This is a genomic window from Sutterella wadsworthensis 2_1_59BFAA (assembly GCF_000297775.1).
In the GTDB taxonomy this organism is placed as follows: domain Bacteria; phylum Pseudomonadota; class Gammaproteobacteria; order Burkholderiales; family Burkholderiaceae_F; genus Sutterella; species Sutterella wadsworthensis_A.
On the sequence record NZ_JH815514.1, the window covers coordinates 49,524 to 73,217 of the forward strand.

General features: G+C 62.9%; 20 protein-coding genes and 2 tRNA genes. 15 read left to right on the forward strand and 7 right to left on the reverse strand.

The genetic code is table 11. The annotated features are described in order from the left end of the window. Positions 1–2 precede the first annotated feature (2 nt). The 5 genes from HMPREF9465_RS02325 to HMPREF9465_RS02345 are packed head-to-tail and all read left to right on the forward strand — an operon-like array spanning position 3 to position 8,089. Positions 3–4,106, forward strand: a complete 4,104-nt coding sequence (locus HMPREF9465_RS02325) for a YhdP family protein (protein WP_005433718.1) — start codon at positions 3–5, stop codon at positions 4,104–4,106. Positions 4,107–4,155: 49 nt separating this feature from the next. Continuing rightward, positions 4,156–4,965: a nitrilase-related carbon-nitrogen hydrolase gene (locus tag HMPREF9465_RS02330; protein ID WP_005433719.1), complete on the forward strand. Its 810-nt coding sequence runs from the start codon at positions 4,156–4,158 to the stop codon at positions 4,963–4,965. 4 nt (positions 4,966–4,969) lie between these two features. Further along, a complete protein-coding gene (gene tldD / locus HMPREF9465_RS02335; protein WP_005433721.1) occupies positions 4,970–6,451 on the forward strand; it encodes a metalloprotease TldD in 1,482 nt (493 codons plus the stop codon). Between the two features lie 55 nt (positions 6,452–6,506). Beyond that, positions 6,507–7,121 (forward strand): lysophospholipid acyltransferase family protein, encoded by a 615-nt coding sequence (locus tag HMPREF9465_RS02340; protein ID WP_005433723.1) that lies wholly within the window; start codon positions 6,507–6,509, stop codon positions 7,119–7,121. Further along, a complete protein-coding gene (locus tag HMPREF9465_RS02345) occupies positions 7,118–8,089 on the forward strand; it encodes a phosphatidate cytidylyltransferase (protein WP_005433724.1) in 972 nt (323 codons plus the stop codon). Before HMPREF9465_RS02340 ends, HMPREF9465_RS02345 begins: the two co-directional genes overlap by 4 nt. A 102-nt stretch (positions 8,090–8,191) precedes the next feature. On the opposite strand, the gene infA is transcribed toward HMPREF9465_RS02345, so the two are convergent. Further along, complete coding sequence (gene infA / locus HMPREF9465_RS02350) at positions 8,192–8,455, reverse strand: translation initiation factor IF-1 (RefSeq protein WP_005433725.1); 264 nt, start codon at positions 8,453–8,455, stop codon at positions 8,192–8,194. Positions 8,456–8,776: 321 nt separating this feature from the next. Between infA and hemG the strand changes: the two genes are divergently transcribed. Continuing rightward, positions 8,777–9,316, forward strand: a complete 540-nt coding sequence (gene hemG, locus HMPREF9465_RS02355; protein WP_005433726.1) for a menaquinone-dependent protoporphyrinogen IX dehydrogenase — start codon at positions 8,777–8,779, stop codon at positions 9,314–9,316. Positions 9,317–9,568: 252 nt separating this feature from the next. Beyond that, on the forward strand, positions 9,569–11,251 hold the full coding sequence (locus HMPREF9465_RS02360; RefSeq protein WP_005433727.1) for an AMP-binding protein: 1,683 nt from the start codon (positions 9,569–9,571) through the stop codon (positions 11,249–11,251). Positions 11,252–11,326: 75 nt separating this feature from the next. Here the strand turns inward: HMPREF9465_RS02360 and HMPREF9465_RS02365 are convergent, their stop codons facing one another. Continuing rightward, positions 11,327–11,563 (reverse strand): RNA-binding S4 domain-containing protein, encoded by a 237-nt coding sequence (locus HMPREF9465_RS02365; RefSeq protein ID WP_005433729.1) that lies wholly within the window; start codon positions 11,561–11,563, stop codon positions 11,327–11,329. Positions 11,564–11,816: 253 nt separating this feature from the next. Here HMPREF9465_RS02365 and HMPREF9465_RS02370 point away from each other — a divergent pair, with 253 nt between their 5' ends. After that, positions 11,817–12,170, forward strand: coding sequence for a CidA/LrgA family protein (locus HMPREF9465_RS02370; protein ID WP_005433731.1), 354 nt, complete (start codon positions 11,817–11,819; stop codon positions 12,168–12,170). A 2-nt stretch (positions 12,171–12,172) separates the two neighbouring features. Beyond that, positions 12,173–12,904, forward strand: a complete 732-nt coding sequence (locus tag HMPREF9465_RS02375) for an LrgB family protein (protein ID WP_005433733.1) — start codon at positions 12,173–12,175, stop codon at positions 12,902–12,904. A gap of 78 nt (positions 12,905–12,982) precedes the next feature. On the opposite strand, the gene HMPREF9465_RS02380 is transcribed toward HMPREF9465_RS02375, so the two are convergent. Further along, the gene (locus tag HMPREF9465_RS02380; protein ID WP_005433739.1) at positions 12,983–14,491 is read right to left on the reverse strand and encodes an SLC13 family permease; all 1,509 of its coding nucleotides are present in this window, start codon (positions 14,489–14,491) and stop codon (positions 12,983–12,985) included. Between the two features lie 278 nt (positions 14,492–14,769). Continuing rightward, on the reverse strand, positions 14,770–15,858 hold the full coding sequence (locus tag HMPREF9465_RS02385; RefSeq protein WP_005433740.1) for an NAD(P)H-dependent flavin oxidoreductase: 1,089 nt from the start codon (positions 15,856–15,858) through the stop codon (positions 14,770–14,772). Positions 15,859–15,934: 76 nt separating this feature from the next. On the opposite strand from HMPREF9465_RS02385, the gene mnmA reads away from it, so the two are divergent. Together mnmA and HMPREF9465_RS02395 are read left to right on the forward strand one after the other, a co-directional pair. Beyond that, entirely contained in the window at positions 15,935–17,023 is a 1,089-nt protein-coding gene (mnmA, locus tag HMPREF9465_RS02390) for a tRNA 2-thiouridine(34) synthase MnmA (protein WP_005433742.1), read from the forward strand. 237 nt (positions 17,024–17,260) lie between these two features. After that, complete coding sequence (locus tag HMPREF9465_RS02395; protein ID WP_005433745.1) at positions 17,261–17,866, forward strand: helix-turn-helix transcriptional regulator; 606 nt, start codon at positions 17,261–17,263, stop codon at positions 17,864–17,866. A 288-nt stretch (positions 17,867–18,154) separates the two neighbouring features. On the opposite strand, the gene HMPREF9465_RS02400 is transcribed toward HMPREF9465_RS02395, so the two are convergent. The 3 genes from HMPREF9465_RS02400 to recA all read right to left on the reverse strand — a co-directional run bounded on the left by HMPREF9465_RS02400 (position 18,155) and on the right by recA (position 21,084). Then, a complete protein-coding gene (locus HMPREF9465_RS02400) occupies positions 18,155–18,892 on the reverse strand; it encodes a TerC family protein (protein WP_005433750.1) in 738 nt (245 codons plus the stop codon). A gap of 145 nt (positions 18,893–19,037) precedes the next feature. After that, positions 19,038–19,856 (reverse strand): recombination regulator RecX, encoded by an 819-nt coding sequence (recX, locus tag HMPREF9465_RS02405; protein ID WP_005433752.1) that lies wholly within the window; start codon positions 19,854–19,856, stop codon positions 19,038–19,040. Positions 19,857–19,968: 112 nt separating this feature from the next. Next, positions 19,969–21,084 carry a recombinase RecA gene (gene recA / locus HMPREF9465_RS02410; protein WP_005433754.1) on the reverse strand — a complete coding sequence of 372 codons (1,116 nt, stop codon included), beginning with the start codon at positions 21,082–21,084 and terminating at the stop codon, positions 19,969–19,971. Between the two features lie 389 nt (positions 21,085–21,473). Here recA and HMPREF9465_RS02415 point away from each other — a divergent pair. From HMPREF9465_RS02415 to HMPREF9465_RS02430, 4 genes are all read left to right on the forward strand, one after another. Beyond that, a tRNA-Lys gene (locus HMPREF9465_RS02415) sits at positions 21,474–21,549 on the forward strand. 25 nt (positions 21,550–21,574) lie between these two features. Further along, positions 21,575–21,650 (forward strand) — tRNA-Lys (locus tag HMPREF9465_RS02420). Between the two features lie 179 nt (positions 21,651–21,829). Continuing rightward, positions 21,830–22,879, forward strand: a complete 1,050-nt coding sequence (locus tag HMPREF9465_RS02425; protein WP_005433756.1) for a methionine ABC transporter ATP-binding protein — start codon at positions 21,830–21,832, stop codon at positions 22,877–22,879. Further along, positions 22,869–23,522: a methionine ABC transporter permease gene (locus HMPREF9465_RS02430; RefSeq protein ID WP_005433758.1), complete on the forward strand. Its 654-nt coding sequence runs from the start codon at positions 22,869–22,871 to the stop codon at positions 23,520–23,522. Before HMPREF9465_RS02425 ends, HMPREF9465_RS02430 begins: the two co-directional genes overlap by 11 nt. The last annotated feature ends 172 nt before the right edge of the window (positions 23,523–23,694 follow it).

The window sequence follows — 23,694 nt, forward strand, 5'->3', positions numbered from 1 at the left end:
CGATGAAGAAAAATTTTTTCCGCCGCCGTTCGATCAGCTACAGAGGTCGCGGCAACTTCGCGACGCAGCTCAGCTTCTCCCAGCCGATCGTGAAGCTCGCCGTCTGGCTCTACTTCATCATCTGCATCCTGGTCATCGGCACCCGCGTTTTCTTCATGACGCAGGCCGACCACTACAGGGATGAAATCACAGCACTCGTCTCCGAAGCCGCGGGCGTCGACGTCCATGCGGGCGAATTCTCCGCAGGCTTCGAGCGCTTCTGGCCCGTCATCACCGTCAGGCAGCTCGAGCTTGCAAGGCCGGGCGGCCCCGTCTCGCTCACGCTCCCCGAAGTCAAGGCAAGACTCGCCTGGTCCTCGCTCTGGCATCTCGAGCCACGTTTCCAGCTGTTGCGCATCAGCAGTCCCGACCTGCGCATCACCCGTCTCGACAAAACGACGCTCGACATCGCGGGCTTCGTCGTCAATCTCCCCGAAGGAAGCGACGAGGAATCCAACTTCGCCGCTTCCGGCGACAGCAGGGTCGCCGCCTGGTTACTCGCGCAGAAGAAGCTCGAGCTCGTCAACGGCACCATCACCTATGACGACCGCTACAGCCCCGGCGCCGCCGAAGTCCGCGTCATGAACGCTAACGTCGTTTTCGAGCAGACGCTTCTCGACTGGCGAGTCGCCGTCGACGGCACCGCTCACATCAGCGCCGAGGAGAGTCCGCACAAGCAGGGCGAATGCTTCACCGCCGTGGCCCGCATCGACCGCCACATCTTCACGGACACGTCGAACCCGTTGACCTGGAAGGGACAGGCCTACGTGCGCTTCTCGCACGCCGACGTCGCGAAGCTTCTCTCGCGCGCGGGCTTCCCGCAGTTCATGTCCTCGGGTTCGGGCGCCGCCGAGGTCTGGGCGGGCTTTGCGGACGGCCGCATCACGAGCGCCACGGCCGACGTCGCGCTGCTCGACATCCACACTCAGCTCGCCGACAATCTCGAGCCCCTGAAGCTTGCCTGGCTCGAATCGCGCCTCTACTACAACGGCTCGTTCGGCGATCGCGCCGAACAGACCTTCGGCGTAAGGAAGCTGGACTTCATGACGGCCGACCGTCGCCGCCTCAAGCCCACCGACGCCTCGGTCACGATCAGGACCGACAGCGCGGGCCAGATCTCCGACGGTGCCATCACCGTCTCGCGCCTCGACATCGGCTCGCTCATCGCCCTCGTTCCCGAGCTTCCGCTTGACGACGCCGTGCGCTCCTTCGTGACCGCACACGCCCCCGAGGGCTACCTGAAGGACGTCAGCGTCGCCTTCTCGGGCAATCCCTCCGACCCCGGCAACTGGCGTCCCGCCGCCACCTTCAAGGACCTCTCCCTCAAGGCTGCGGACGGCATTCCCGGCATCAGGGCCATTTCGGGTTCGATTTCCCCCCTCAAGAACGGCGAGGGCTTCAAGGTGGTCCTCGACAGCCCGAAGTCGACCCTTTCCTTCCCCGGCATCTTCCGTCACTCCGACATGAAGTTCGACACGCTCAAGGCAACCGCCGAGATCGTGCCCCATCCGACGCTCACCGTCCGTCTTCCGTCCTTCGAGGCCTCGAATCCGGACGCCGCGCTCAAGGGAAGCGGCAGCTGGCAGGCGACGGGCGGCCCCGGCACGCTTGAGCTCAACGGCACGATCAGCAGGGCCAGGGCGACGGCCGTGCCCGACTACATTCCGCTCGTCGTGGGCGACGACGTGCTCGACTGGCTAGAGGCCGGCATTCTCGGCGGCAGCGGCTCCAACGGCACCTTCATCGTGAAGGGACCGCTTGAGCACTTTCCCTGGGACGGCAAGCACAAGAACGACGGACACTTTGCGATCGAGGCCGACATGACGGGCGGCAGGCTCGACTTCCTCCCCTCGCACGTCAGGAAGGCCGACGGCAGCTGGGAGACCGCCTCGAGTTGGCCCGTTCTCAACAACATCGACGCGCACCTCGCCTTCATCGGAAACGGCTTCGAAATCCGCGGCCGGAGCGCAACCTCGCACGACCTCAAGGCAAGCGACGTCGTCGTCAGCATGAAGTCCTACACGGACGCCGATCTGGAGATCACGGGCCGCGCCCAGGGAGACCTCGGCCGCGTGCTCCGCTATCTCAATCAGGGCAGGATGCTCAACGACATCCTCTCCTCCGCGTTCGCCGAAAGCAAAGGTTCGGGCGCCGCCGACGTGCGCATGAACCTTCATATTCCCCTTTCCGGCGACATCGTCAGAAACCTGCGCGTCAACATCGATGCGGACATCCGCAACGCCACCTTCTACTACGGCCTCAACCTGCCGACGGTCTCGGGCGTCAATGGGAGCCTGCACATCACGGAAAAGAGCGTCGTCACGCCCGCGCCCCTCACGGGCACGAGTCCCGGCGGCAAGCCCGTCAAGGTCACCGCCGAAACGAAGGACGGCGTCATGACGCTCGGCATCGATGCCGAGCCGACGACAGCCGAACTCGAGCACTTCCTCGGCATTGATGTCGCCGAGCTCTTCTTCAAAAAGCTCACGGGCACGTCTCCCGTTCATGTCGACGCCGAAATCGGGCTCACGAAGAGCCGCTTCGCCGTCACCGGCAGGACGGACCTCGACGGCATCGCGAGTACGCTGCCCGAGCCCTATGAAAAGGCGGCGGGCGAGAAGTGGCCCACGACCTTCAGCGTCACGCTTCCCGAAAAGGCCATGCACGTCGACGTATCGAGCCCCGGACGCGCCGCCGTGGCGCTTCGCTTCACCCGCGACAAGGACGGCCTCTCGCTCAGGCACGGCTACGCAGGCCTCGGATCCGCACCCATGCGGGCTCCCGCCGAAGGCATCGCAATCCGCGTCGAGACGCCCCGTGCGTCCATCGACGACTGGCAGCCCTACATTCTTCAGGACGAAAGTCCCGCGAAGCCCGGCAGCGGCAGGACCGCAGCCGGGGAGTCGGCCGTCGACCGCATTTCCATGGTCGAAGCCGAGATCGGCGGCGCCCTCTGGTCGGACAAGGAGTTCCGCAACCTCAGCCTCACGGCCAGACGCTTTGCGAAGAACGACTGGCACGTCAGGGTGGCGGGCGACGACGCCGCAGGACAGATCGAATACAACCAGGCGACGAGCGAGGCCCATGCACGCCTCAAGGTCAACCTCACCCGCTTCGCGCTTCCCGACAGCAAGGCCGAGAGCTTCGTGCCGAGCGCCAGGCAGGAGGCCGTCACGACCGTCTCCGACCTGCCCGACATCTCACTCGTCATCGACGACCTCAAGGTGGGCAAGCGTCACCTCGGCAAGGTTGAGTTCGAGGCCAGCCGAAGGGTCGAGGCGGGCAACATCGTCTGGCGCATCACCGAGGCGGCCCTTCGCAATGCGGGCAGCGTCATCCGCGCACGAGGTAGCTGGGTGCACACGCCCGGCAAGTCGGGCGAGACCTCCGTCTCGATCGACGGCAACATTCCGGACGCGGGCAAGCTTCTGGCGAGCCTCGACATTCCGCACGCCGTGAACGGCGCGCCGACGACCCTGCACGCCGACCTCTCCTGGAACAACGCGCCTCACCGCCCCGACCTCTCCACGCTCAGGGGCTCCTTCTCAAGTGAGATGAAGCGCGGCGAATTCCTGCAGATCGAGCCCGGCGCAGGCCGCCTGCTGAGCCTGCTGTCGATGCAGCACCTTCTGCGCAGGCTCACGCTCGACTTCAGGGACGTGCTCGGCAAGGGCTTCGCATTCGACTCCGCCCACGTTGCGGGCACGGTGAAGAACGGCGTCCTGAGCATTCCGAAGGCCTCCGTCCTCGGCTCGTCCGCCACCGTGATGGTGGGCGGCAGCATCAGCCTCGTCAGGGAGACGCTCGACCTCGACGCCATCATTCTCCCCGCCATCAACGCGGGCGGGCCGGCGCTTGCGCTCTCGATCATCAACCCCGCCGTCGGCATCGGCACCTTCCTCACGCAGTGGGTTCTCAAGGACCAGCTCTCGAACATGTTCCGCATGGAGTACGAGATCAAGGGCCCGTTCGACGACCCCGTCGTCGAGAAGGCCTCGCGAACAGAACTCGGCGCGGAAATCAAGCCCGCCGCGCCCGGCGAGCGCATCCGCCCGCTTTTCGACTAGAACGCATCCGCTACAATGTGCGGACACAACATCCCTTTCTTTTGACACCATGCGCATTTCCGCCTGCCAGATGATTTCGGGCATTGATCCCGAACAGAACGTTCTCGACGCCGTCAACCTCATTTCGGCCTCCGCCGACTCGGGCGCCGATCTCGTCGTGCTCCCCGAGAACTTCGCCCTGATGGCGGGCGACGCCGCCAACCTCGGCATTGCCGAAGCCGTCGGCGAAGGCCCGATCCAGGATGCCGTGCGCATGGCGGCCATGCGCTGCGGCCTCTGGGTCGTCGCTGGCTCGATTCCGCTCAAGGGAAAGGACGCCACCCACTACACGCAGTCCTCGCTCGTGTTCGATCCGGAAGGCAACATCGCGGCCCGCTACGACCGCATCCATCTCTTCCGCTTGCAGAACAAGACCGAGTTCTACGACGAGCGCATCTACATCGAACCCGGCAAGTCCCCCGTCACCTTCAGGATGACGACCTGGGACGGCGAGTCCTTCTCCGTCGGCCTCTCGCTCGGCTTCGACCTGCGCTTTCCCGAACTCTTCCGCGGCCTTTCCCAGCCCGACCTCATCGTGTTGCCCGCGACCTTCACGGAAATGACGGGCCGCGCCCACTGGGCGACGCTGCTCGCTGCACGCGCCATCGAGAACCAGTGCTTCGTCGCAGCGGCCGCCCAAGGCGGACACCATGCCTGCGGCAGGCGCACCTGGGGCCACTCCAGAATCATCGACGCCTGGGGCGGCATGGTGAGCGAGCTCGCCTCCGGGACGGGCATCGTGATCGGCAACATCGAGCGCAGCCAGCTCGAGAACGTCCGAAGCACGCTTCCCGCGCTCGCCTCGCGCACGATCTACTGAACACATGACGACATTCACATCCTCGCTTGAGCGGCTTTCAGCCGCTCAAGCGCTTTTTTACTCGGGCACGGGACTCGACGACGGCGCGCTTCTCAAGGTGCTCGGCCGCATGACGCCGGCAGGCGCGGACTGGGCGGACATCTACCTTCAGCAGACCGTCTCCCGTTCCTGGATTCTCGACGAGGGCGCCGTCAAGACGGGCGGATTCTCCATCGACAGGGGCGCAGGACTGCGCACCGTCTGCGGCGAGACCTCCACGCTCGCCTACACGGACGTGCTCACGCCCGTCTCGCTTCTCGATGCTGCAGGCACCGTGGTCGCCTCGGCCGCCTACTCCCCCGAGGGCGCCCCAGGCGTCGTCATCCCCGCCTGCCTCACCCCCGGCTCCTACAGGCCCTGCTGCGGGACGGAGGACGCATCCTCGAACATGCACACGCCACAGGCGCTTGAGCTCATCCGCGAGGCCGACGCCCTGGCGCGCGAGGCGGATCCCAGGGTCACAGACGTGGTCGTCACCCTTCAGTGCGAGACGGATGCAACGCTCCTCTGCCGCCTTGACGGCCTGCTTTCGGGCGACATCCGCCCCATGGTCTACCTTTCGATCTCGGTCATCGCCTCGGAAAACGGCAGGCGCGAGCGAGCCTCGGCCGGAGGCGGCGCACGCGCGGGGCTTGAGTTCTTCACGCGGGAGCGCATCCGTAAGTGGGCTCGCGACGCCGTCTCGGAGGCAATCCACAATCTCGGCGCCGCACCCGCACCTGCAGGCATCATGCCCGTCGTGCTCGGTCCGGGCTGGCCCGGCATTCTGCTCCACGAGGCCGTGGGCCACGGACTTGAAGGCGACTTCATCAGAAAGGGCACCTCCGCCTTCACGGGCAGGATCGGCATGCGCGTCGCATCCCCCGGCGTCACGGTCGTCGACGACGGCACGATCGGACTAGCGCGCGGCTCCATCTGCGCCGACGACGAAGGCACGCCCGCCGCGCGCACGACGCTCATCGAAGACGGCATCCTCACGGGCTACATGCACGACCTCACGAGCGCCCGCGTTCTCGGAACCGCCCCGACGGGCAACGGCCGACGCGAGAGCTTCGCCACGCTGCCCCTGCCGCGCATGACCAACACCTTCATGACGCCCGGGGACTGCGATCCCGCCGACATCGTCAAGTCGGTCAAACGAGGCATCTACGCGAGCAACTTCAGCGGCGGGCAGGTCGACATCACCAACGGCAAGTTCGTCTTTGCGATGAGCCGCGCCTGGATGATCGAGGACGGCAGGCTCACTCACCCCGTGCGCGGCGCCATGCTATCGGGCTCGGGTCCCGAGGCCCTCAAGCACATCCCGCTCATCGGCAACGATCTTGCACTTGACGAGGGCACGGGACAGTGCGGCAAGGACGGCCAGCAGGTACCCGTGGGCGTAGGCATGCCCACCATCCGCATCGATGCGCTGACCGTTGGCGGCACTGCGGAAAATGCCGTTTAAGCGTACCAGCCGTGCGGTTTATAATGTTTAGATTCCCTTAAAACAGGAACATATCGTGTTCAAATCGTTCAAGCTAATGACGCCCATCGTGTGGCTCACGAGGCTGCTCGTCGGCGCCTACCCCCACTGGCAGGGCTGTGCGCCGTCCTCCAAACAGCGCATCTACTTCGCCAACCACACGAGCCATCTCGACACGATCGTGATCTGGGCCTCGCTGCCCCCGCAGCTCCGTCCATTCGTTCGCCCCGTCGCCGCCAAGGACTACTGGGAAAAGGGCCTGCTTCGCCGCCGCATCGCGCTTGACGAGCTCAACGTCGTGCTCGTCGACCGCCGCCGCACGGAACACAGCAATCCGCTCGATCCCCTGCGTCAGGCGCTACAGGAAGGCTCCTCCCTCATCATCTTCCCCGAGGGCACCCGCCGTCCCCAACCGCTGCCGAGCGAGTTCAAGTCCGGCATCTGGCGCCTGATGAAGGAATTTCCTCAGGTCGAGCTGATTCCCGTCTACATCGAGAACCTGCACCGCGCCATGCCCAAGGGCGTGCTGCTTCCCGTTCCCACCGTCTGCTCCATCCGCTTCGGCGCCCCGCTCGAGCATTCTCCCGAAGACCTGAAGGAGGATTTCCTTGAACGCGCCCGCAACGCCATCATCTCCCTAGCACAGCCATGAGACTCGGATTCACCATTCAGGAGGCCTACGGCATCCTTCTCGTCGGCCTCGCGCTTCTTGCCGCCGCCGGCACCTTCTACGCCAACTGGGCCCTGAACCGCAGCAGCGATCCCGAACATCGCGCCCGCCTGCTTGCGGTCAATGCCCGCGTGCGCATGTCCTGGTGGCTCATCGTCGTCTTCACGATCGCCTTCGCGCTCGGCCAGGCCACGCTTCTCGTCTTCTTCGCGCTCATCAGCTTCTTCCTGCTGAGGGAGTTCATCGCGATCACGCCTACGAAGCCCACCGACCACAATGCGCTCGTCGTCGCGTTCTACATCGCGATTCCCGTGCAGTACGCGCTCATCGGCTTCGACCTCTCGTACTTCACGACGCTCTTCATTCCGACGTACCTGTTCCTCGCGCTGCCCGTCATCATGGCCATGACGAAGGACACGGAGCGCTATCTCGAGCGCGTCGCCAAGGTGCAGTGGGGCGTCATGCTCTGCGTCTTCTGCGTGAGCCACGCACCCGCCATCGCGACGCTCGACCTGACGCGCTACAACTCGTCCGGTCCGCTGCTGCTCCTCTTCTTCCTGCTCGTCGTATTCGTGAGCGACCTCGCCTCGAGCATCGCCAGCTCCTTCTTCGGCGGCAAGACCCTGAGCTTCAACTCCAACCGCACGATCAAGGGCACGCTCATCGGCTCCTTCTGCGGCGTGCTCGCCGGTGCGGCCATGTTCTGGATCACGCCGTTCCGCGCCTGGCAGGCCGTCATCATGGCCGTCATCATCGCGGCCTCCTGCGTGATGGGCGACCTGGTCATCAACTCCGTGCGCCACAGCATGGGCGCCACGCGCCTTGCAGGCGAAGGAGACATCTACATGACGCGCGGCACGCTTGCGCGCCTCGCTCCCCTCACCTTCGCGGCCCCCGTCTTCTACCATCTGACGATCACATTCTTCATCCTCTACAAGGACGCGTTCTAAGCAGAAGGACGGACGTCCGGAAGGAACGACCAAAAGAAAACCCCCGGGCCATGCGGCTTCGGGGGTTTTTCATTTTTTCACGCGGTCTGACGACCGGGCCTCTTAGCGACGGCGGTTGCCGTTCTGGGCACCGGCGGGCGGACGGCCTTCGATGTGACGGAAGGTGATGCGGCCCTTGGTCAGATCGTACGGCGAGAGCTCGAGGGACACCTTGTCGCCCGCGAGAATGCGGATGTGATGCTTGCGCATCTTGCCGTTGGTGTAGGCCACCAGTTCATGACCGTTGTCAAGTTTGACGCGATAACGGGCATCGGGCAGCACTTCAAGCACCTGGCCCGACATCTCGATGAGATCTTCCTTTGCCATATTCTTCCAAGTTGATCCGCCGGGTCCTCAAAAACAAAAAAAGGCTGCACGTCGGGCAGCAGGCGGACACGGCGATGGGTGAAACTATCGACGGCGAACGGTCGCCGTCACAAGTGCGTGATTGTAGCACTGATTGTCCTTGCAACATCGGGTTTTACCCGCAATCTTCGTCGTTTCTCCCCATACGGTTAAGGCTCGGACAATATACACTTGGCTAAAATACAGGCGGGAGTAGGGAAGACCTGCGAAAGCCCTGCTCTTGAAACACATTTTTCGGCGTGCGCTCGCCTGCGCGCCGGCGACCCTTTTGGAGAATAGAACATGAAGACGGTGCTTGTTGTTTACGACAGCCGCTCCGGCCATACCGCTCGTATCGCCCGCCGCATTTGGGAAACCATCATTGCCGAAGGCCACCAGGCCGACATGATGCACGTGCTTGAAGCCGACCGCGAAGGCGTCGACTGGAACAAGTACGACCTTGTCATCTGCGGCGCTCCCGTCCTCTACGGCGTGTTCCGCAAGCAGTTCCTCGCCTTCGTCAACCGTTGGAAGGCCGTCCTCGACGCCAAGCCCAACAGCTTCTTCAACGTGACCGTCATCGCCCGCAACCCGGCCAAGGCCACGCCCGAAGGCAACGTCTACTGCCGCAAGTTCCTTGAGAACAACCCGTGGCACCCGAAGGACGTCAAGTGCTTCGCCGGCAAAGTCGACTACCCGAACTGGAGCTGGATCGACGCCAAGCTCATCCAGATGATCATGAAGATGACCAAGGGCCCGACGGAAATGACGGCCGTCATCGACTACACCGACTGGGAAGCCGTTGAAGATTACGCCCGCCACTGCCTGACGCTCGAAGCCTAAGCCTTCCGCTCAGTTTCCGCACACGAAAAGCCTCCGGAATCCGGAGGCTTTTTGCGCATATAGGGGTTAAGTCGTGTTTTTTGACCTCGTTTTCGCGTCCTCGTGCCGCTAAACTTAAGCTAGGTGCGCTTGTCCGCCTTTCGCCGATGTTCATCAACGGCGCGGGCCATGGGAGCCAAGCCTTCCTTCGGGCGCATCCGCACCGCCGGCTCAGGCCGGCCACCATCGCAAGAATTCGAAGATCACTAAGACATGACTCAAAGCTTTCCCTGGTACAAGAGCTACCCCGCAGGCGTCCCGCACGAAATCAATCCGGACCGCTATCCGAGCATTCCGGCCGTCCTCGACGACATCGCCGCGCGCTACCCCGACAAGGTGGGGTACACCAACATGGACTGCGGCCTGACCTACAGCCGCACGGCTGCGCTCACCAAGGAACTCGCCGCCTACCTCCAGAGTCTCGGCCTCAAGCCCGGCGACCGCGTCGCCATCATGATGCCGAACCTTCTGCAGTACGTCATCGCCATGTACGCCTGCCTGCGCGCGGGCTACATCGTCGTCAACATCAACCCGCTCTACACCTCCCGCGAGGTCAACGGCACGCTGCGCGACTCCGAGGCGAAGGCGATCATCATCATCGAGAACTTCGCCAAGACACTCCAGAACGCCCTGCCCGGCACGAAGTGCGAGCACATCATCACGACCGCTGTCGGCGACCTCTTCCCGTTCTTCAAGCGCACGCTCGTCAACTTCGTCGTGCGCAAGGTGAAGAAGATGGTGCCCGAATACTCGCTCCCGAACGCCGTCGGCTTCAACGAAGCGCTTGAGATCGGCCGCCGCCACGGCTTCACCGCCCATGAGATCCACAACACCGACATCGCCTTCCTGCAGTACACGGGCGGCACGACCGGCGTTGCCAAGGGCGCCATCCTCACGCACCGCAACCTCCTCGCCAACCTCCAGCAGGTGGGCTACTGGCTTGCGAGCGCCTGCAAGGAAGGCGAGGAAGTCGCCCTCACGGCGCTGCCGCTCTACCACATCTTCTCCCTCACGGCAACGCTCTCCTTCACGCAGTTCGCCGCGAACATGGTGCTCATCACCAACCCGCGCGACATCGACGGGCTGGCCAAGGAATGCGCCAAGTGGGACTTCTCCATCATCGTCGGCGTCAACACGCTCTTCACCGCGATGCTCAACAACAAGATCTTCTGCGCCCACAAGTTCACGCGCCTCAAGGTCACCGCGGGCGGCGGCTCCCAGGTGCAGCGCACCATCGCCGAACGCTGGAAGCAACAGACGGGCTGCAACATCCTCGAGGCCTACGGTCTCACGGAATGCTCGCCCGGCGTCTGCGGCAACATCCCCGAGGCTCCGTGGGACGGCTCGGTGGGCGTGCCCATCCCGTCGACCGAAGTATCCATCCGCGGCGAAGGCTTCCGCGACCTCGGCTGTTGCCCGTCGCCCGACAAGATTCCCGAATACACAGGCGAGATCTGCGTGCGCGGCCCGCAGGTCATGCAGGGCTACTGGAACAAGCCCGAGGAGACGGCCGCCGTTCTTCGCGACGGCTGGCTGCGCACGGGCGACGTGGGCCACATGGACATGAACGGCAGCATCACGATCACGGACCGCAAGAAGGACATGATTCTGGTCTCCGGCTTCAACGTCTATCCGAACGAAGTCGAAAACGTGATCGCGAGCATGCCCGGCGTGCTTGAAGTGGGCGTCGTGGGCGTTCCGAGCGCCAAGTCCGGCGAAACCGTCAAGGCCGTCATCGTGCGCAAGGATCCCGCCCTCACCGCCGACGACGTCAAGAAGTACTGCCGCACCCAGCTCACGGGCTACAAGATGCCGCGCGAGATCATCTTCGTCGACTCGCTCCCGAAGACCGCCGTGGGCAAGATCCTGCGCCGCGAGCTCAAGGACATCCAATAATTCTGCTGCAGCCCCATGAAAAAATGCCAGTTTCCTGCGGAAGCCGGCATTTTTGCATTATCTTGACGTGCGGACTCAGTCCCGTGCGGCAAAGGCCGGATCGGCCTTGAGCACAACGGTCAGGCCCTCGAGCTCCACGCGCTCGCCGCCGCGGAGCTTCCTCGTCTTGCGAAGCTCGACCTCGCCGTCGACGCGCACGAGGCCCTCGGCGACCATCGCCTTGGCATGAGCGCCGGAGTCGGCCGCGCCGACAGCCTTGAGAAGGGCGTCGAGCGTGATGAGCTCGCCCTTGATCTGAAATTCCTGCTTCATAGAAATTCGGCGCGCAGTCCCCGGGACGGGAGAGGACGCGCCGTCCTCCTCTTCAAGTTCGGCCAGGCAGCCCGTCGGAGCGGTCCTCTTCCGAAGACAAGAACCGCCGACACTTCAACTTTCCTAACCTAAGTCAAATCCGAATGCCCCCACGACAGGCGCCGTAGTGACACAATCAACACCTTGACACCTTTCATACGTGCAAACCCTAGCACGCCGAAAGACGGTCAGAACATTTTACGGTACTTCTTTCATGCTTTCCGCCATCGCACTCATTCTGGCCTTTCAGGTCGTCGGCGAAGTCATCAGTCGCAGCGCGGGCATTCCCGTTCCGGGTCCCGTGATCGGCATGATCCTCATGCTTCTCGCCTTTTTCGTCAAGGACGATCTCATCGGCCGCATCCGCCCAACGGGCGGCGTGCTCCTATCGAACCTGTCGCTTCTCTTCGTGCCGGCGGGCGTGGGCGTCATGCGCTACGGCGACCTTTTCCTTCGCGAGGGCCTCGCCATCGGCGCCGTGCTTGTGATCTCAACCCTCATCGCCATGCTCGTGACCGCCTACACCATCATCTTCGTCGACAAGCTCGTGCACAAGAACAAGGACTGACCATGCAGGACATTCTTCAGCAGCTCTCGCCGATCCTCGGCAATCCCGCCCTCTGGCTTGCCGTCACGCTCGTCGCCTTTATCTTCGGCCAGCATCTCTACAAGCTCACGCAGTTCAATCCGCTCTTCACGCCGATCATCGTGGCCGTCGTGAGCATCATCGTCGTGCTGCTCGTCATGGGCGTGCCCTACGAGCAGTACTTCCAGGGCGCAGGCGTCATTCACTTCCTGCTCGGGCCCGCGACCGTGGTGCTCGCTGTGCCGCTCTTCGAGCAGCGCCAGAAGCTCGTCGAGCTCTGGCTGCCCCTCACCTGCGGCCTTCTCGCAGGCAGCGTGGCCGCCATCGTCTCCGTCGTTGCCTTCGGCTGGCTCTTCGGACTCTCGGCCGAAACAATGATCTCCATGATTCCGAAGTCCGTCACGACACCGATCGCCATGGGCGTGTCCGAAGCCATGGGCGGGCGCCCCGACCTGACGGCCTGCCTCGTCGTGATCACGGGCATCTTCGGCTCCATCGTCGGCCGTCCGCTCTTCAACCTCTGCCGCATCACGTCCGACCCAGTGCGCGGCGTGACGCTCGGCCTCGCCGCACACGGCATGGGCACGAGCGCCGCATTCCAGATCTCGAACAGGGCGGGCGCCTTCGGCGGTCTGGCCATGGGCCTCTCCGGCATCATCACCGCCTTCCTTGCGCCGCTCATCGCAGGCCCCCTCATGAAGCTTCTGGGCATCTGAGCCTGCCTGCACCTCAAATGAAAGCGCGCGCCTCCTTTCGGGGGTGCGCGCTTGTTCGCTTGTTTTTCAGAGAGGCGGTCAGAGGATTACTGCGGCCACGCAGGTGATGATCACGACGCCGAGGATGTTGAGCCAGAAGCCAGCCTTCACCATGTCTCCGATCTTCAGACGGCCGGTGCCGAACACGATCGCGTTGGGCGGCGTGGCGACGGGCATCATAAAGGCACAGGAAGCGGCGAGCGCGGTGGTCACGAGGAGGCCGGAGGCATCGATCTTGAGCGCATCGGCTGAGGCGGAGATGAGCGGCATCATCGTGGCGGCAAGTGCGGTGTTCGAGGTCACTTCGGTAGCGAAGGTCACGAGGGTAGCGACGCCGGCCATCATGGAGACTTCACCGAGGCTGCCGAGGGCCGTGGCCTGAGCGCCCACCAGGGCAGCGGCGCCAGTGCTCTGCAGAGCGGCCGCCATCGTGAGACCGCCGCCGAAGAGGAGCAGCACATCCCAAGCGATCACGTCCTTGGCCGAGGACCAGTCAAGAGCGTGGATGCCGCGCTTGGAGTCGACGGGGATCGCGAAGAGCAGGAGGCCTGCAGCCATGGCGATGGTTTCGTCCTTGAGGGCCGCGAAGGGCTTGGCGCCGTCGAATTCAAGGCCGCGGATGACCGGGCCGAAGATCCAGAGGACGGCCGCGAGGACGAAGACCGCCAGAACGATCTTTTCACCGCGGGACATGGCACCGAGCTTGCGAAGCTCGTTGCGGACCCAGTCCTTGCCGCCGGGAATGCCTTCCATCTTGCAGGGGAAGAGAACGTTCACTAGCAGGAAATAGGTGGCTGGGAGCAGCAGGAGCGCAACCGGAAGGCCGATCTTGAGCCAGTCAATGAAGCTCACGGTCTCGCCGTAGGTCTGTTCCATGAAGCGGACGTAGATGCCGTTCGGGGGCGAGCCGATCACGGTGACCATGCCGCCGATGGAGGCCGCGTAGGCGATGGAGAGCAGCACGGCGATGCCGAAGTTGCGTTCATCCTTGCCGATGACTTCGCTCTTCTGGGTGGAGCGCACGACGCCGAGCACGGCGATGGCAATGGGAACCATCATGGCGGCAGTCGCCGTATTGGACACCCAGGCGGAGAGGCCGGCAGTGGCCAGCATCAGGCCGAGCACCATCTGCTTGGGCTGGGTGCCGAAGAGGCGCAGCGTCAGCAGTGCGATGCGGCGGTCAAGGTGCCAGCGGTGGATGCCGGCCGCGAGCAGGAAGCCGCCCAGGAAGAGGAAGATCGTCCCGGAGGCGTAGTTGCTCATCGCAGCCTTGGCGGACGTGATCTGCAGAAGCGGATACACGACCAGTGGAATCATTGCGGTCGCCGCAATCGGAAGCGCTTCGGTAAACCACCAGATCGCCATCCACACGGTCACGCCCATGCAGGCGCGGCCCGCATACGGGAAGGCGGTTTCAACGCCCTGGGAGTTGATGTAGCTTTCAGGCAGAAGGAAGTAGGTCAGCAGCCCCAAGATCGGGCCGGCGACGAGCGCCAGAAGCTTGCCCCTGTTGGACATGGCGCCGATTTCAATACTGGATTCGGTCATGGTTGAACCCTCAGTTAATGTTGATCGAATCCCGCCTACCGATCCGTGAAATCGTAAACGAGTTCTGTTCGGTTGATAGTAATCAAGCCCGAAACCCTTTTCAACGACACATATTCAAGGGATAACCCGCAAAACTAGGTCACATATTTCACAATACGAAAGCGCGTTCCGCATTGTGAAATTAACCCCCAAGTCCGAGGGGTTTTACCTAAGTCGGACGCCGTACGTCGATTTTCAAGGTGTTGCGACGATTTTGAAAATCTATCCGTTTGTTTGATTCAGTCTGCGCGACGGGGAAAGAGCGCATGCACGCAGTCGGCAGTCCGCCTGTAGGCGCTGCGGCCTGCGGACTGTCCCAGAGGCAGCATGACGAGGTCGTTGCGTCCGACTTCGGAGGCACACCTGTCAAGGGGGCCCATCAGGGCCTTCTGGGCGGGGTAGCCGGCCGTCATGAGCTCCCAGTCGTCGAGGGCCTCGACGAGCGCGTTTCTGAGCACGCGGCTGAGCCTGCCGTTGTAGATGCGCGTGAGTACGGTGTCGCAGGCCGTGCCGAACTCCGCGTAGTAGCGGTGCGCGTCGCAGGCGCTGGACTCGGCCGTCGTCAGCAGGGCCGTGCCGACGGACACGCCTGCAGCGCCCATGGCCAGAAGTGCGTTCACCTGCTCGGCCGAGGCGATGCCGCCCGCCGCGATGACGGGCAGCCCCGTCGCGCGGACGGCGGCGGGCACGAGGGACATGAGACCGACGAGAGCGTCCTCGGGATCCTCAAACGAGAGGCGCGGGCCCGCGGCCTCCGCTCCCTGAACGATGACGGCGCCGCAGCCCGCGGCGCGCAGAACCTTGGCCTCACGGAGCGTCGTGGCGGTGCCGATGTTGACGATGCCGAGTTCGGCGAGCTTCTCCTCCTCGGGCTCGCGGAAGCCGCCGAAGGACGAGATGACGGCTGCGGGCCTCACCTCGAGCGCCGCATCGAACTGCTCGAAGAAGTCGGGGCGGGTGCAGCCCTCGAGATCGTAGCGTTCGGCATAGGAGGCGCCTTCGCCTGCGGGCAGCTCGAGCTCCTCGAGCAGCATCGAGACGGCGTCGCCGAAACGCTCGAAGCGTTCCGCCGCATCCGCGGGCGCGTCGACGGGCACAGCAAGGTTCACGGCGAAGGGCTTCTGCGTGAGCTCCTTCACGCGCGCGGCAAAGGCGCGGATCTCGTCGGGAGCGAGACCGGCGGCGGGAATGACGCCGAGACCGCCCGCCTCGGACACGGCCGCCACGAGCTCAGGCGTGGCAATGCCCTCCATCGGAGCATTGAGGAAGGGCACCTCGATGCCAAGAAGTTTCGCAAAGCGGGTGCACGATTCGTTCGTCTGAGACATAATTGCCACGATCTCCTAATTAATGAATTCAAGGGTACGTCCCGATTCTATCCCGACTTACCGACCATATATACGTATGTCCAAGAAAACCGTCGTCATCGGCCTTTCGGGCGGCGTCGACTCCTCTGTCAGCGCCTGGCTCCTCAAGGAGCAAGGCTACAACGTCATCGGCCTCTTCATGAAGAACTGGGAGGACGACGATGACAGCGAATACTGCTCCTCCCGTCAGGACTTCATCGACGCGAGCGCCGTCGCCGACGTGATCGGCATCGACATCGAGGCCGTCAACTTCGCGAAGGAATACCGCGAGCGCGTCTTCTCCGACTTTCTACGCGAATACAGCGCAGGCCGCACGCCCAATCCCGACGTTCTCTGCAACGCAGAGATCAAGTTCCGCGCCTTCCTCGACCATGCCATGGCCATGGGGGCCGACCTCATCGCCACGGGGCACTACGCCCGCGTCCGTCACACGGACGACGGCGTCCAGCTGCTGCGCGGCGTCGATCCCGGCAAGGACCAGAGCTACTTCCTGCACCGCCTCACCCAAGAGCAGATCTCCCGCGTGATCTTCCCCGTGGGCGAAATCTGCAAGACCGAGGTCCGCCGCATCGCCGACGACCTCAAGCTTCCCAATGCGAAGAAGAAGGACTCCACGGGCATCTGCTTCATCGGCGAGCGTCCGTTCCGCGAGTTCCTCAACCGCTATCTGCCTACCCAGCCCGGTCCGATCCGCATTCCCGACGGCACGGTCGTGGGCGAGCACATGGGCCTTTCCTTCTATACGCTCGGCCAGCGCAAGGGCATCGGTGTGGGCGGCCGCCACGACTCCACGGGCGAGCCGTGGTTCGTCGCGAAGAAGGATCTTGCCACCAATACGCTCTGGATCTGCCAGGGACACGATCACCCGTGGCTTCTCGCGCACGAGCTCAAGGCCGTCCATCCAAGCTGGATCTCCGGACATGCGCCCGAGCTTGACGCCGAGCTTACGGTGAAGACCCGCTATCGCCAGCCCGACGATCCCTGCAGACTCGAGTACGTCTCCGAAAAGAACTTCACGCTTGGCTTCGACAAGCCTCAGTGGGCGGCCACGCCCGGCCAGAGCGCCGTTCTCTATCAGGGCGACGTCTGCCTCGGCGGCGGCTTCATCGACACCGTGAAGCACTGACCCGTCGCCGTCCCGGCCGCCATGAGTCACACGCTCGACAGACATGGCGGCCGCAGGCAGGGCACGACAGCCGCCCCTCAAACCAATTCCAACCACGACCCAACCATCACATGCAGACAACCGACCTCAATCCGCTGGCGCAATGGCTGTGCCACGAAAGGAAGAAACACGGCGGTGTCCGCCAGCACCTCGCCGACAAGCTTGGCATCAACTCCACCACCCTCAGGGAATACGAGATTGGCCGGTACGCCCCCCATCGCGCACATTCAGAACATCCTCGGTCCCGCGCCTGAAGACGTGATCGAATGGGTGCACGACCGAGCGCTCCACCCCGACACCAACCAGCGCAGGTCATGCGATATCGACCGTACACCTTTCGAAAAGTGGATTTACGACAACTGCCAAAAGCTCGGCCTCAACCTTGAGAAGTTCGCTGCCAGACATGGCGTGCATTCCACCACCCTCGGGGACTACGAGGTTGGAAAGGCAAACATTTCGGACGTCAAGCTCATGGAGCTGGTCCGGATGTACAGCGTACCCGAAGCCTACGAAGAATGGCGCAAACTGCGCCATCTCTCCGGACAGGATCCTCGAAGCCATTCAGGAGACCTCAATGACGGCCTCTGCCGCTTCGGCATCCTCCTGCGCACACTGCGAAAGGAACTGGGAGTGAGTCAAAGAGAATTGTGTCGCGCGCTCGGCAAGGACAGCAAGTACATCTGCAACCTTGAATATGGATACACCCGTGTCACCCCGGAGATCATCCTGCGGATCGCCGACTATCTGAACGTGCCCGAGAGAATTCCCGATTTCTTCGCTGCGGTTGACGAAGACGACAACTAGGCGACCGAGCAGGGCCTCGACGACAGTCATCTGAGCGAACAGGGGCTTCGTGCACGCGAAGAGCGCAGGGCAATGGAACTGTCTCAAAAGGAGCTGGCGGAAATCGAGGGCGTCACGGCCAAACAGATCTGCAGGCGCGAGACCGAACGCCTGACTTGGAAGGCGAAGATGAAGGAAGAGAAGAACAAATGAGGCTTGCCCTCCTTCCGACGCCCGCCTGAAACAAAAAAAAGCGCAGCCCTTGCGGGCTGCGCTTCTTTTTTGGGTACTGCATCAGAGGGAGGCAGCTCAGCTGCGATCCTTTTCCATTTCCTTCGCAAGCAACTTCTTCATCTTCGCCTTGCCGAGGAAGTGACCGATGAGGATCACGAGCGCCGCACAGCCCACGGAGAGCGGGTAGTGCATCATGAAGGCCTGTTCGGGCCAGCGCGTCGTGACGAACACGTCGGAGGCGATCATGCCGCCGGCAATCCAGCCGAGAAGGCCTGCGCCGAAGTAGATGATGGCGGGGAAGCGGTCGATGAGCTTCAGGATGATCTGGGAGCCGAAGACGATGAACGGCACCGAGACGAGCAGCCCGAAGATGATCAGGAGCGTCTGATGGGTCTCATGAGCCTGCTGGGCGGCGCCCGCAATGGCGATCACGTTGTCGAAGCTCATCACGAAGTCCGCGACGATGATGGTCTTGATGGCGCCGATGAGCTTGCTGCTGCCCTCGACCTTTTCATGATCGCCGTCCTCGGGAAGCAGGAGCTTGGCGCCGATCCAGACGAGAAGCGCACCGCCCGCCACCTTGAGGAACGGGAGGTCGAGAAGCATCACTGCGCAGGTGATCAGCACGACGCGCAGGGCGATGGCGCCGGCCGTGCCCCAGAAGATGCCCTTGTTGCGCTGGCTCTCAGGCAGGTTGCGGCACGCCATGGCGATCACGACGGCATTGTCGCCGCCGAGAAGAATGTCGATCATGATGATCTGGCCGACCGCAGCCCAATGCAGGTTGGCAAGCAGATCGAAGAGATATTCCAAAATAGCCTCCGTGGGAAAATCTCAAAAACAGGTAGCCGATGATTTTAACAAAAGCAACAGGAAAAAACTTGAAATCCCCCGCCTCGAATCCGCTTCAGGACAGGGATCGGGAGCCCGTTCGAACAATGAGCCGGCAAACAAATCGCTAGGCCATGTCGTCAGGCGGCTCGACGGCGCCCTTGAGCACCCTGCTGATGGCGCTCATGCCGAATCCGCGGTACATCATGAAGCGGATCTGCCTGTCGCGCTCCTTCCTGTCCGCAGGCAGCTCTCCAAAGCGCCTTGCCCACAGCCTGTAGGCCCTGACCTCCTCGGGCTCCTCGATCTCGTCCATCGCAGCATCGACATGCTCGCCCGCCACGCCGCACTGGCGCAGCTCCCGCCTGATGCGGGCGTCTCCCATGACCCTTGACCTTGAGCGGGCGCGGCTTTCGGCAAAGCGCGCGTCGGAAAGATAGCCCGCGCCCTCGAGCCTGTCGAGCACGCGCCCAACCTCGTCCGGATCCTCATCCTCCGACAGGGAGCGGCGGAGCTTCGCCTCAAGATCCCGTCTGGAATACTCGCGGCGGGCCAGCGAGCCGATCGCCCTGACGAAAAGACTCGGGCGCTCCTTCTTCGGACGGGCGGCCTTCTTCTGCGCCTGCCGGCTCTCGAGCTCCTCGGGATCGTTGCAGAAGTCGTCGTCACTTTCATAGGTGCTCCGCTGGCGGCGCGGCAGCACCTTGGGCGCCGTGCGAACGATGCCCGAGGCCTCGTCGACGCCCGTGACGATTTCGCCGAGCCCCGAGCTGCGCCCGACGCGCCTGACGGCGGGCTCTTCGCTGCGGCGCACGGGAGGCGTCTCCAAAGGAAGCGCACGTGCGGGTTCCGCGGCGGACCGCACGGCCTTCTCTTGCGAATCAGCGGGCACGAGTCCGTCGTCACCCCAGACGAAGAGCTCGCCTTCCTCCCAGTTTCTTCCCATTTCCCTTCTCCCACGGATCATTCACGGAAAAAAAGGGGACGGTCCTCCATGTCCGGACCACCCCCTTTTCCCTGAAGCCGTTCTTCAATCCGGTCCGAAAACCGGCTCTCCATTACAGATCTATGTCGGCGTCGGCCAGCGGCAGATCATCCTCGGGCATGCCCTCGTCATCACCGTCGACGGCGGAGATGCTCTTGAGGTGGATGCCCTTCATCTCGCGGATCTTCTGCTCGACCTCGCCGCAGACGTCGGGATGCTGCTTGAGGAACTCGCGCACGTTCTCCTTGCCCTGGCCGAGGCGCTGGCCGTTGTAGGAGTACCAGGCGCCGGACTTCTCAAGCACGTTGAGCTCGGTGCCAATGTCGATGATCTCGCCGTAGCGGGAAATGCCCTCGCCGTAGAGGATGTCGAACTCTGCCTGCTTGAACGGAGGCGCAACCTTGTTCTTAACGACCTTGACGCGGGTTTCGTTGCCGATCACCTCGTCGCCCTTCTTGATGGCGCCGATGCGACGGATGTCGAGACGCACGGAGCTGTAGAACTTGAGCGCGTTGCCGCCCGTCGTGGTTTCCGGGTTGCCGTAGCCGCCGATCTTCATGCGGATCTGGTTGATGAAGATCACCATGGACTTCGTCTTGGTGATCGAGCCCGTGAGCTTGCGCAGGGCCTGGGACATCAGGCGGGCCTGAAGGCCGGGCAGCGCGTCGCCCATGTCGCCCTCAATTTCGCTCTTGGGCGTCAGCGCGGCGACCGAGTCCACGACAATCAGGTCGACGGAGCCCGAGCGCACGAGGGCGTCGGTGATCTCAAGGGCCTGTTCGCCCGTGTCGGGCTGGGAGATCAGAAGGTCGGAGAGCTGCACGCCGAGACGCTGTGCGTACTGGACGTCGAGCGCGTGTTCCGCGTCGATGAAGGCGCACGTACCGCCGATCTTCTGCATTTCGGCGATGACCTGCAGGGAGAGCGTCGTCTTGCCGGAGGATTCGGGACCGAACACCTCGATGATGCGACCGCGGGGCAGACCGCCCACGCCGAGCGCAAGGTCAAGGCCCAGGGAGCCCGTGGACACCGTCTCGATGTCCTCGACTTCGGCGCCGTCGGCCATGCGCATGATGGCGCCCTTGCCGAACTGCTTTTCAATATTGGCAAGCGCGACGCTGAGCGCCTTCTTGCGTTCTTCCCCTTCGCAACGACCGGGGCGGGTCGGATTCGCGGACTTGGCAGCCATGACGGACTCCTGTCTCAAACAATCACAATACTAAATATTTATGAATACACGACAATCAATTTACATCTCGAATGGCAGGATCATTTCACTAGCCTCGATGCACAAAGGATCATCCGCTTCACCTGCAAGACGGGAGTTTTGAGCACCCTGCCGCCTTGTTCGTTACCGTCATGATGCCTGAAAAAATCCCGCTTGCCAAGGTCTACTTTGTTGGTGTTTACCCCAACAAAAGACACCTTTACATTCTATTTACGGGCGCGGAATGATTGCCTTGGGCGACAGGCTCACCAACTTTTTTTTCATGCACTATTGACAGGTCCGGAAGGCACGTGCATAATTCGTTTCCTCAGTTAGTTGTTCACGTCGTTTGTGACTCATCTGCGGCAAACGGGTCGTTAGCTCAGTTGGTAGAGCAGCGGACTTTTAATCCGTTGGTCGTGGGTTCGAGTCCCGCACGACCCACCACAACTATCTGCGGACAATCTGGAATGGGAACGTAGCTCAGTTGGTAGAGCAGCGGACTCTTAATCCGTCGGTCCAGGGTTCGAATCCCTGCGTTCCCACCACACCTCCCAATGATCCTGCTGACAGATGGTCCGCGGGATTTTTTTTTCGTTCCTCTCTTCCCTTCCGGCGGTAATACCTCAAGCATCCGCCCATTTCCCCGCGCTTTCGCTCCCTTTGCGCCGCACAACAGGTAAACTGTCCGAACCTTCCCCTTTGCGATTCATACGCACATAGAAAAATGATCAAGCTTGACCACATAACCCAGACCTACAAGACGCCTGAAGGTCGGGAGTTCAAGGCCCTCGACGACGTGTCGATCGAGATCCGCCCCGGCGAGATCTTCGGCATCATCGGCCGCTCCGGCGCCGGCAAGAGCACGCTCGTGCGCTGCATCAACCTTCTCAACCGCCCGAGCGAAGGCACCGTCACGGTCGACGGCAAGAATCTCACCGAGCTCTCCGAAGACGAGCTGCGCGAAAGCCGCCGCAGCATCGGCATGATCTTCCAGCACTTCAACCTGCTGAGCTCCCGCACGGTCTACGACAACGTCGCGCTCCCGCTCGAGCTCGTCGGCACGCCCAAGAACGTCATCCGCGAAAAGGTCGAGCCGCTTCTCAAGCTCGTCGGCCTCACCGAACACGCCCACAAGTATCCGTCCCAGCTCTCCGGCGGCCAGAAGCAGCGCGTCGGCATCGCCCGCGCCCTGACCAACGACCCCAAGGTCCTTCTCTCCGACGAGGCCACCTCGGCCCTCGACCCCGAGACGACTGTCGCCACCCTCGCGCTTCTCAAGCGCATCAACAAGGAGCTCGGCCTCACGATCGTCATGATCACACATGAAATGCAGGTCGTGAAGCAGATCTGCGAGCGCGTCGTCGTGATGAACTACGGCAAGATCGTCGAGCAGGGCAAGGTCGTCGACATCTTCATGTCGCCGCAGCACGAAACCACGAAGGCCCTGATCGGCAACGTGATGGCCCGCGACATGCCGGCCTCCATTCTCGACCGCTTCCGCAAGGCTCGCGAAAACCATCCCAACAGCGACGCAGTCTACCTGCTTCGCCTCGCCTTCTCGGGCAACGAAGTCACGCGCCCCGTCATTTCCGAATGCTCGCGCCGCTTCAACCTCGACTTCAACATCCTCCGCGGCACTGTCGACGACGTCCAGGGCCAGACCCTCGGCTCGCTCACCGTACTCATCGAGGCCGAAAGCAGCGTATTCATCGAAGCCGTCAACTTCCTGAGGGAGAACGGCGTGGTCGTTGAGGAGATCAATGATGTCAAGTAATCTCATTCAGATGATCTGGGACTCCTTCCTGGAGACGATCATCATGGTCGCCATCTCCGGCGGCATCGGCGCCCTCGCGGGCATTCCCCTCGGCATCCTGCTCTTCGTGACGGACCGCAAGTCCTTCCTTCCGATGCCGGGCTTCAACGCCGTTCTCGGCACGGTGATCAACGCTCTCCGCTCGGTGCCGTTCATCATCCTGCTCGTGGCGATCATTCCGTTCACCCGACTCATCGTCGGCTCCTCGATCGGCACGGCCGCCGCCATCGTTCCTCTGACACTCTCGGTGGCGCCCTTCATCGCCCGAATCGTCGAGACGAGCCTGCGCGAAGTGGATAAGGGCCTCGTCGAGGCCGCCCAGTCGATGGGTGCCACGAATATGCAGATCATCACGAAGGTCCTGCTTCCCGAAGCCATGCCCGGCATCGTCGCGGGCCTGACGATCTCGATCATCAGCCTGATCGGCTACTCCGCCATGGCCGGCGCCGTGGGCGGCGGCGGTCTCGGCGACCTCGGCATCCGCTACGGCTACCAGCGCTTCATGCCTGAAGTCATGTGGACCGTCGTGATCGTGCTGATCATCCTCGTTCAGGGCATCCAGAGCTTCGGCGACTGGATCGTGCGAAGGATCTCCCACAAGTAAGCTCAGCAGGACACTGCAGAAGGCGCGCTGCTCGAAAGCGGCGCGCTTTTTTTTCAATCCCTCGTGTTCCATCTCCCTCAAACCGGGCGGAACATCAGGTGTTTTCCGTATGCCGGTGTGCGGTAATCAACATACCTTCAATCTCCCCGACGGCCCCCTGCACCCGCGTGCA

What these genes read in the sequence shown, in the direction of transcription:
- HMPREF9465_RS02380 (WP_005433739.1), bottom strand. Translation starts at nt 14,491, where the DNA reads ATGACCGAATCCAGTATTGAAATCGGCGCCATGTCCAACAGGGGCAAG.
- infA (WP_005433725.1), bottom strand. Translation starts at nt 8,455, where the DNA reads ATGGCAAAGGAAGATCTCATCGAGATGTCGGGCCAGGTGCTTGAAGTG.
- HMPREF9465_RS02330 (WP_005433719.1), top strand. Translation starts at nt 4,156, where the DNA reads ATGCGCATTTCCGCCTGCCAGATGATTTCGGGCATTGATCCCGAACAG.
- tldD (WP_005433721.1), top strand. Translation starts at nt 4,970, where the DNA reads ATGACGACATTCACATCCTCGCTTGAGCGGCTTTCAGCCGCTCAAGCG.
- HMPREF9465_RS02360 (WP_005433727.1), top strand. Translation starts at nt 9,569, where the DNA reads ATGACTCAAAGCTTTCCCTGGTACAAGAGCTACCCCGCAGGCGTCCCG.
- HMPREF9465_RS02370 (WP_005433731.1), top strand. Translation starts at nt 11,817, where the DNA reads ATGCTTTCCGCCATCGCACTCATTCTGGCCTTTCAGGTCGTCGGCGAA.
- HMPREF9465_RS02385 (WP_005433740.1), bottom strand. Translation starts at nt 15,858, where the DNA reads ATGTCTCAGACGAACGAATCGTGCACCCGCTTTGCGAAACTTCTTGGC.
- hemG (WP_005433726.1), top strand. Translation starts at nt 8,777, where the DNA reads ATGAAGACGGTGCTTGTTGTTTACGACAGCCGCTCCGGCCATACCGCT.
- mnmA (WP_005433742.1), top strand. Translation starts at nt 15,935, where the DNA reads ATGTCCAAGAAAACCGTCGTCATCGGCCTTTCGGGCGGCGTCGACTCC.
- recA (WP_005433754.1), bottom strand. Translation starts at nt 21,084, where the DNA reads ATGGCTGCCAAGTCCGCGAATCCGACCCGCCCCGGTCGTTGCGAAGGG.
- HMPREF9465_RS02365 (WP_005433729.1), bottom strand. Translation starts at nt 11,563, where the DNA reads ATGAAGCAGGAATTTCAGATCAAGGGCGAGCTCATCACGCTCGACGCC.
- HMPREF9465_RS02425 (WP_005433756.1), top strand. Translation starts at nt 21,830, where the DNA reads ATGATCAAGCTTGACCACATAACCCAGACCTACAAGACGCCTGAAGGT.
- recX (WP_005433752.1), bottom strand. Translation starts at nt 19,856, where the DNA reads ATGGGAAGAAACTGGGAGGAAGGCGAGCTCTTCGTCTGGGGTGACGAC.
- HMPREF9465_RS02430 (WP_005433758.1), top strand. Translation starts at nt 22,869, where the DNA reads ATGTCAAGTAATCTCATTCAGATGATCTGGGACTCCTTCCTGGAGACG.
- HMPREF9465_RS02345 (WP_005433724.1), top strand. Translation starts at nt 7,118, where the DNA reads ATGAGACTCGGATTCACCATTCAGGAGGCCTACGGCATCCTTCTCGTC.
- HMPREF9465_RS02375 (WP_005433733.1), top strand. Translation starts at nt 12,173, where the DNA reads ATGCAGGACATTCTTCAGCAGCTCTCGCCGATCCTCGGCAATCCCGCC.
- HMPREF9465_RS02325 (WP_005433718.1), top strand. Translation starts at nt 3, where the DNA reads ATGAAGAAAAATTTTTTCCGCCGCCGTTCGATCAGCTACAGAGGTCGC.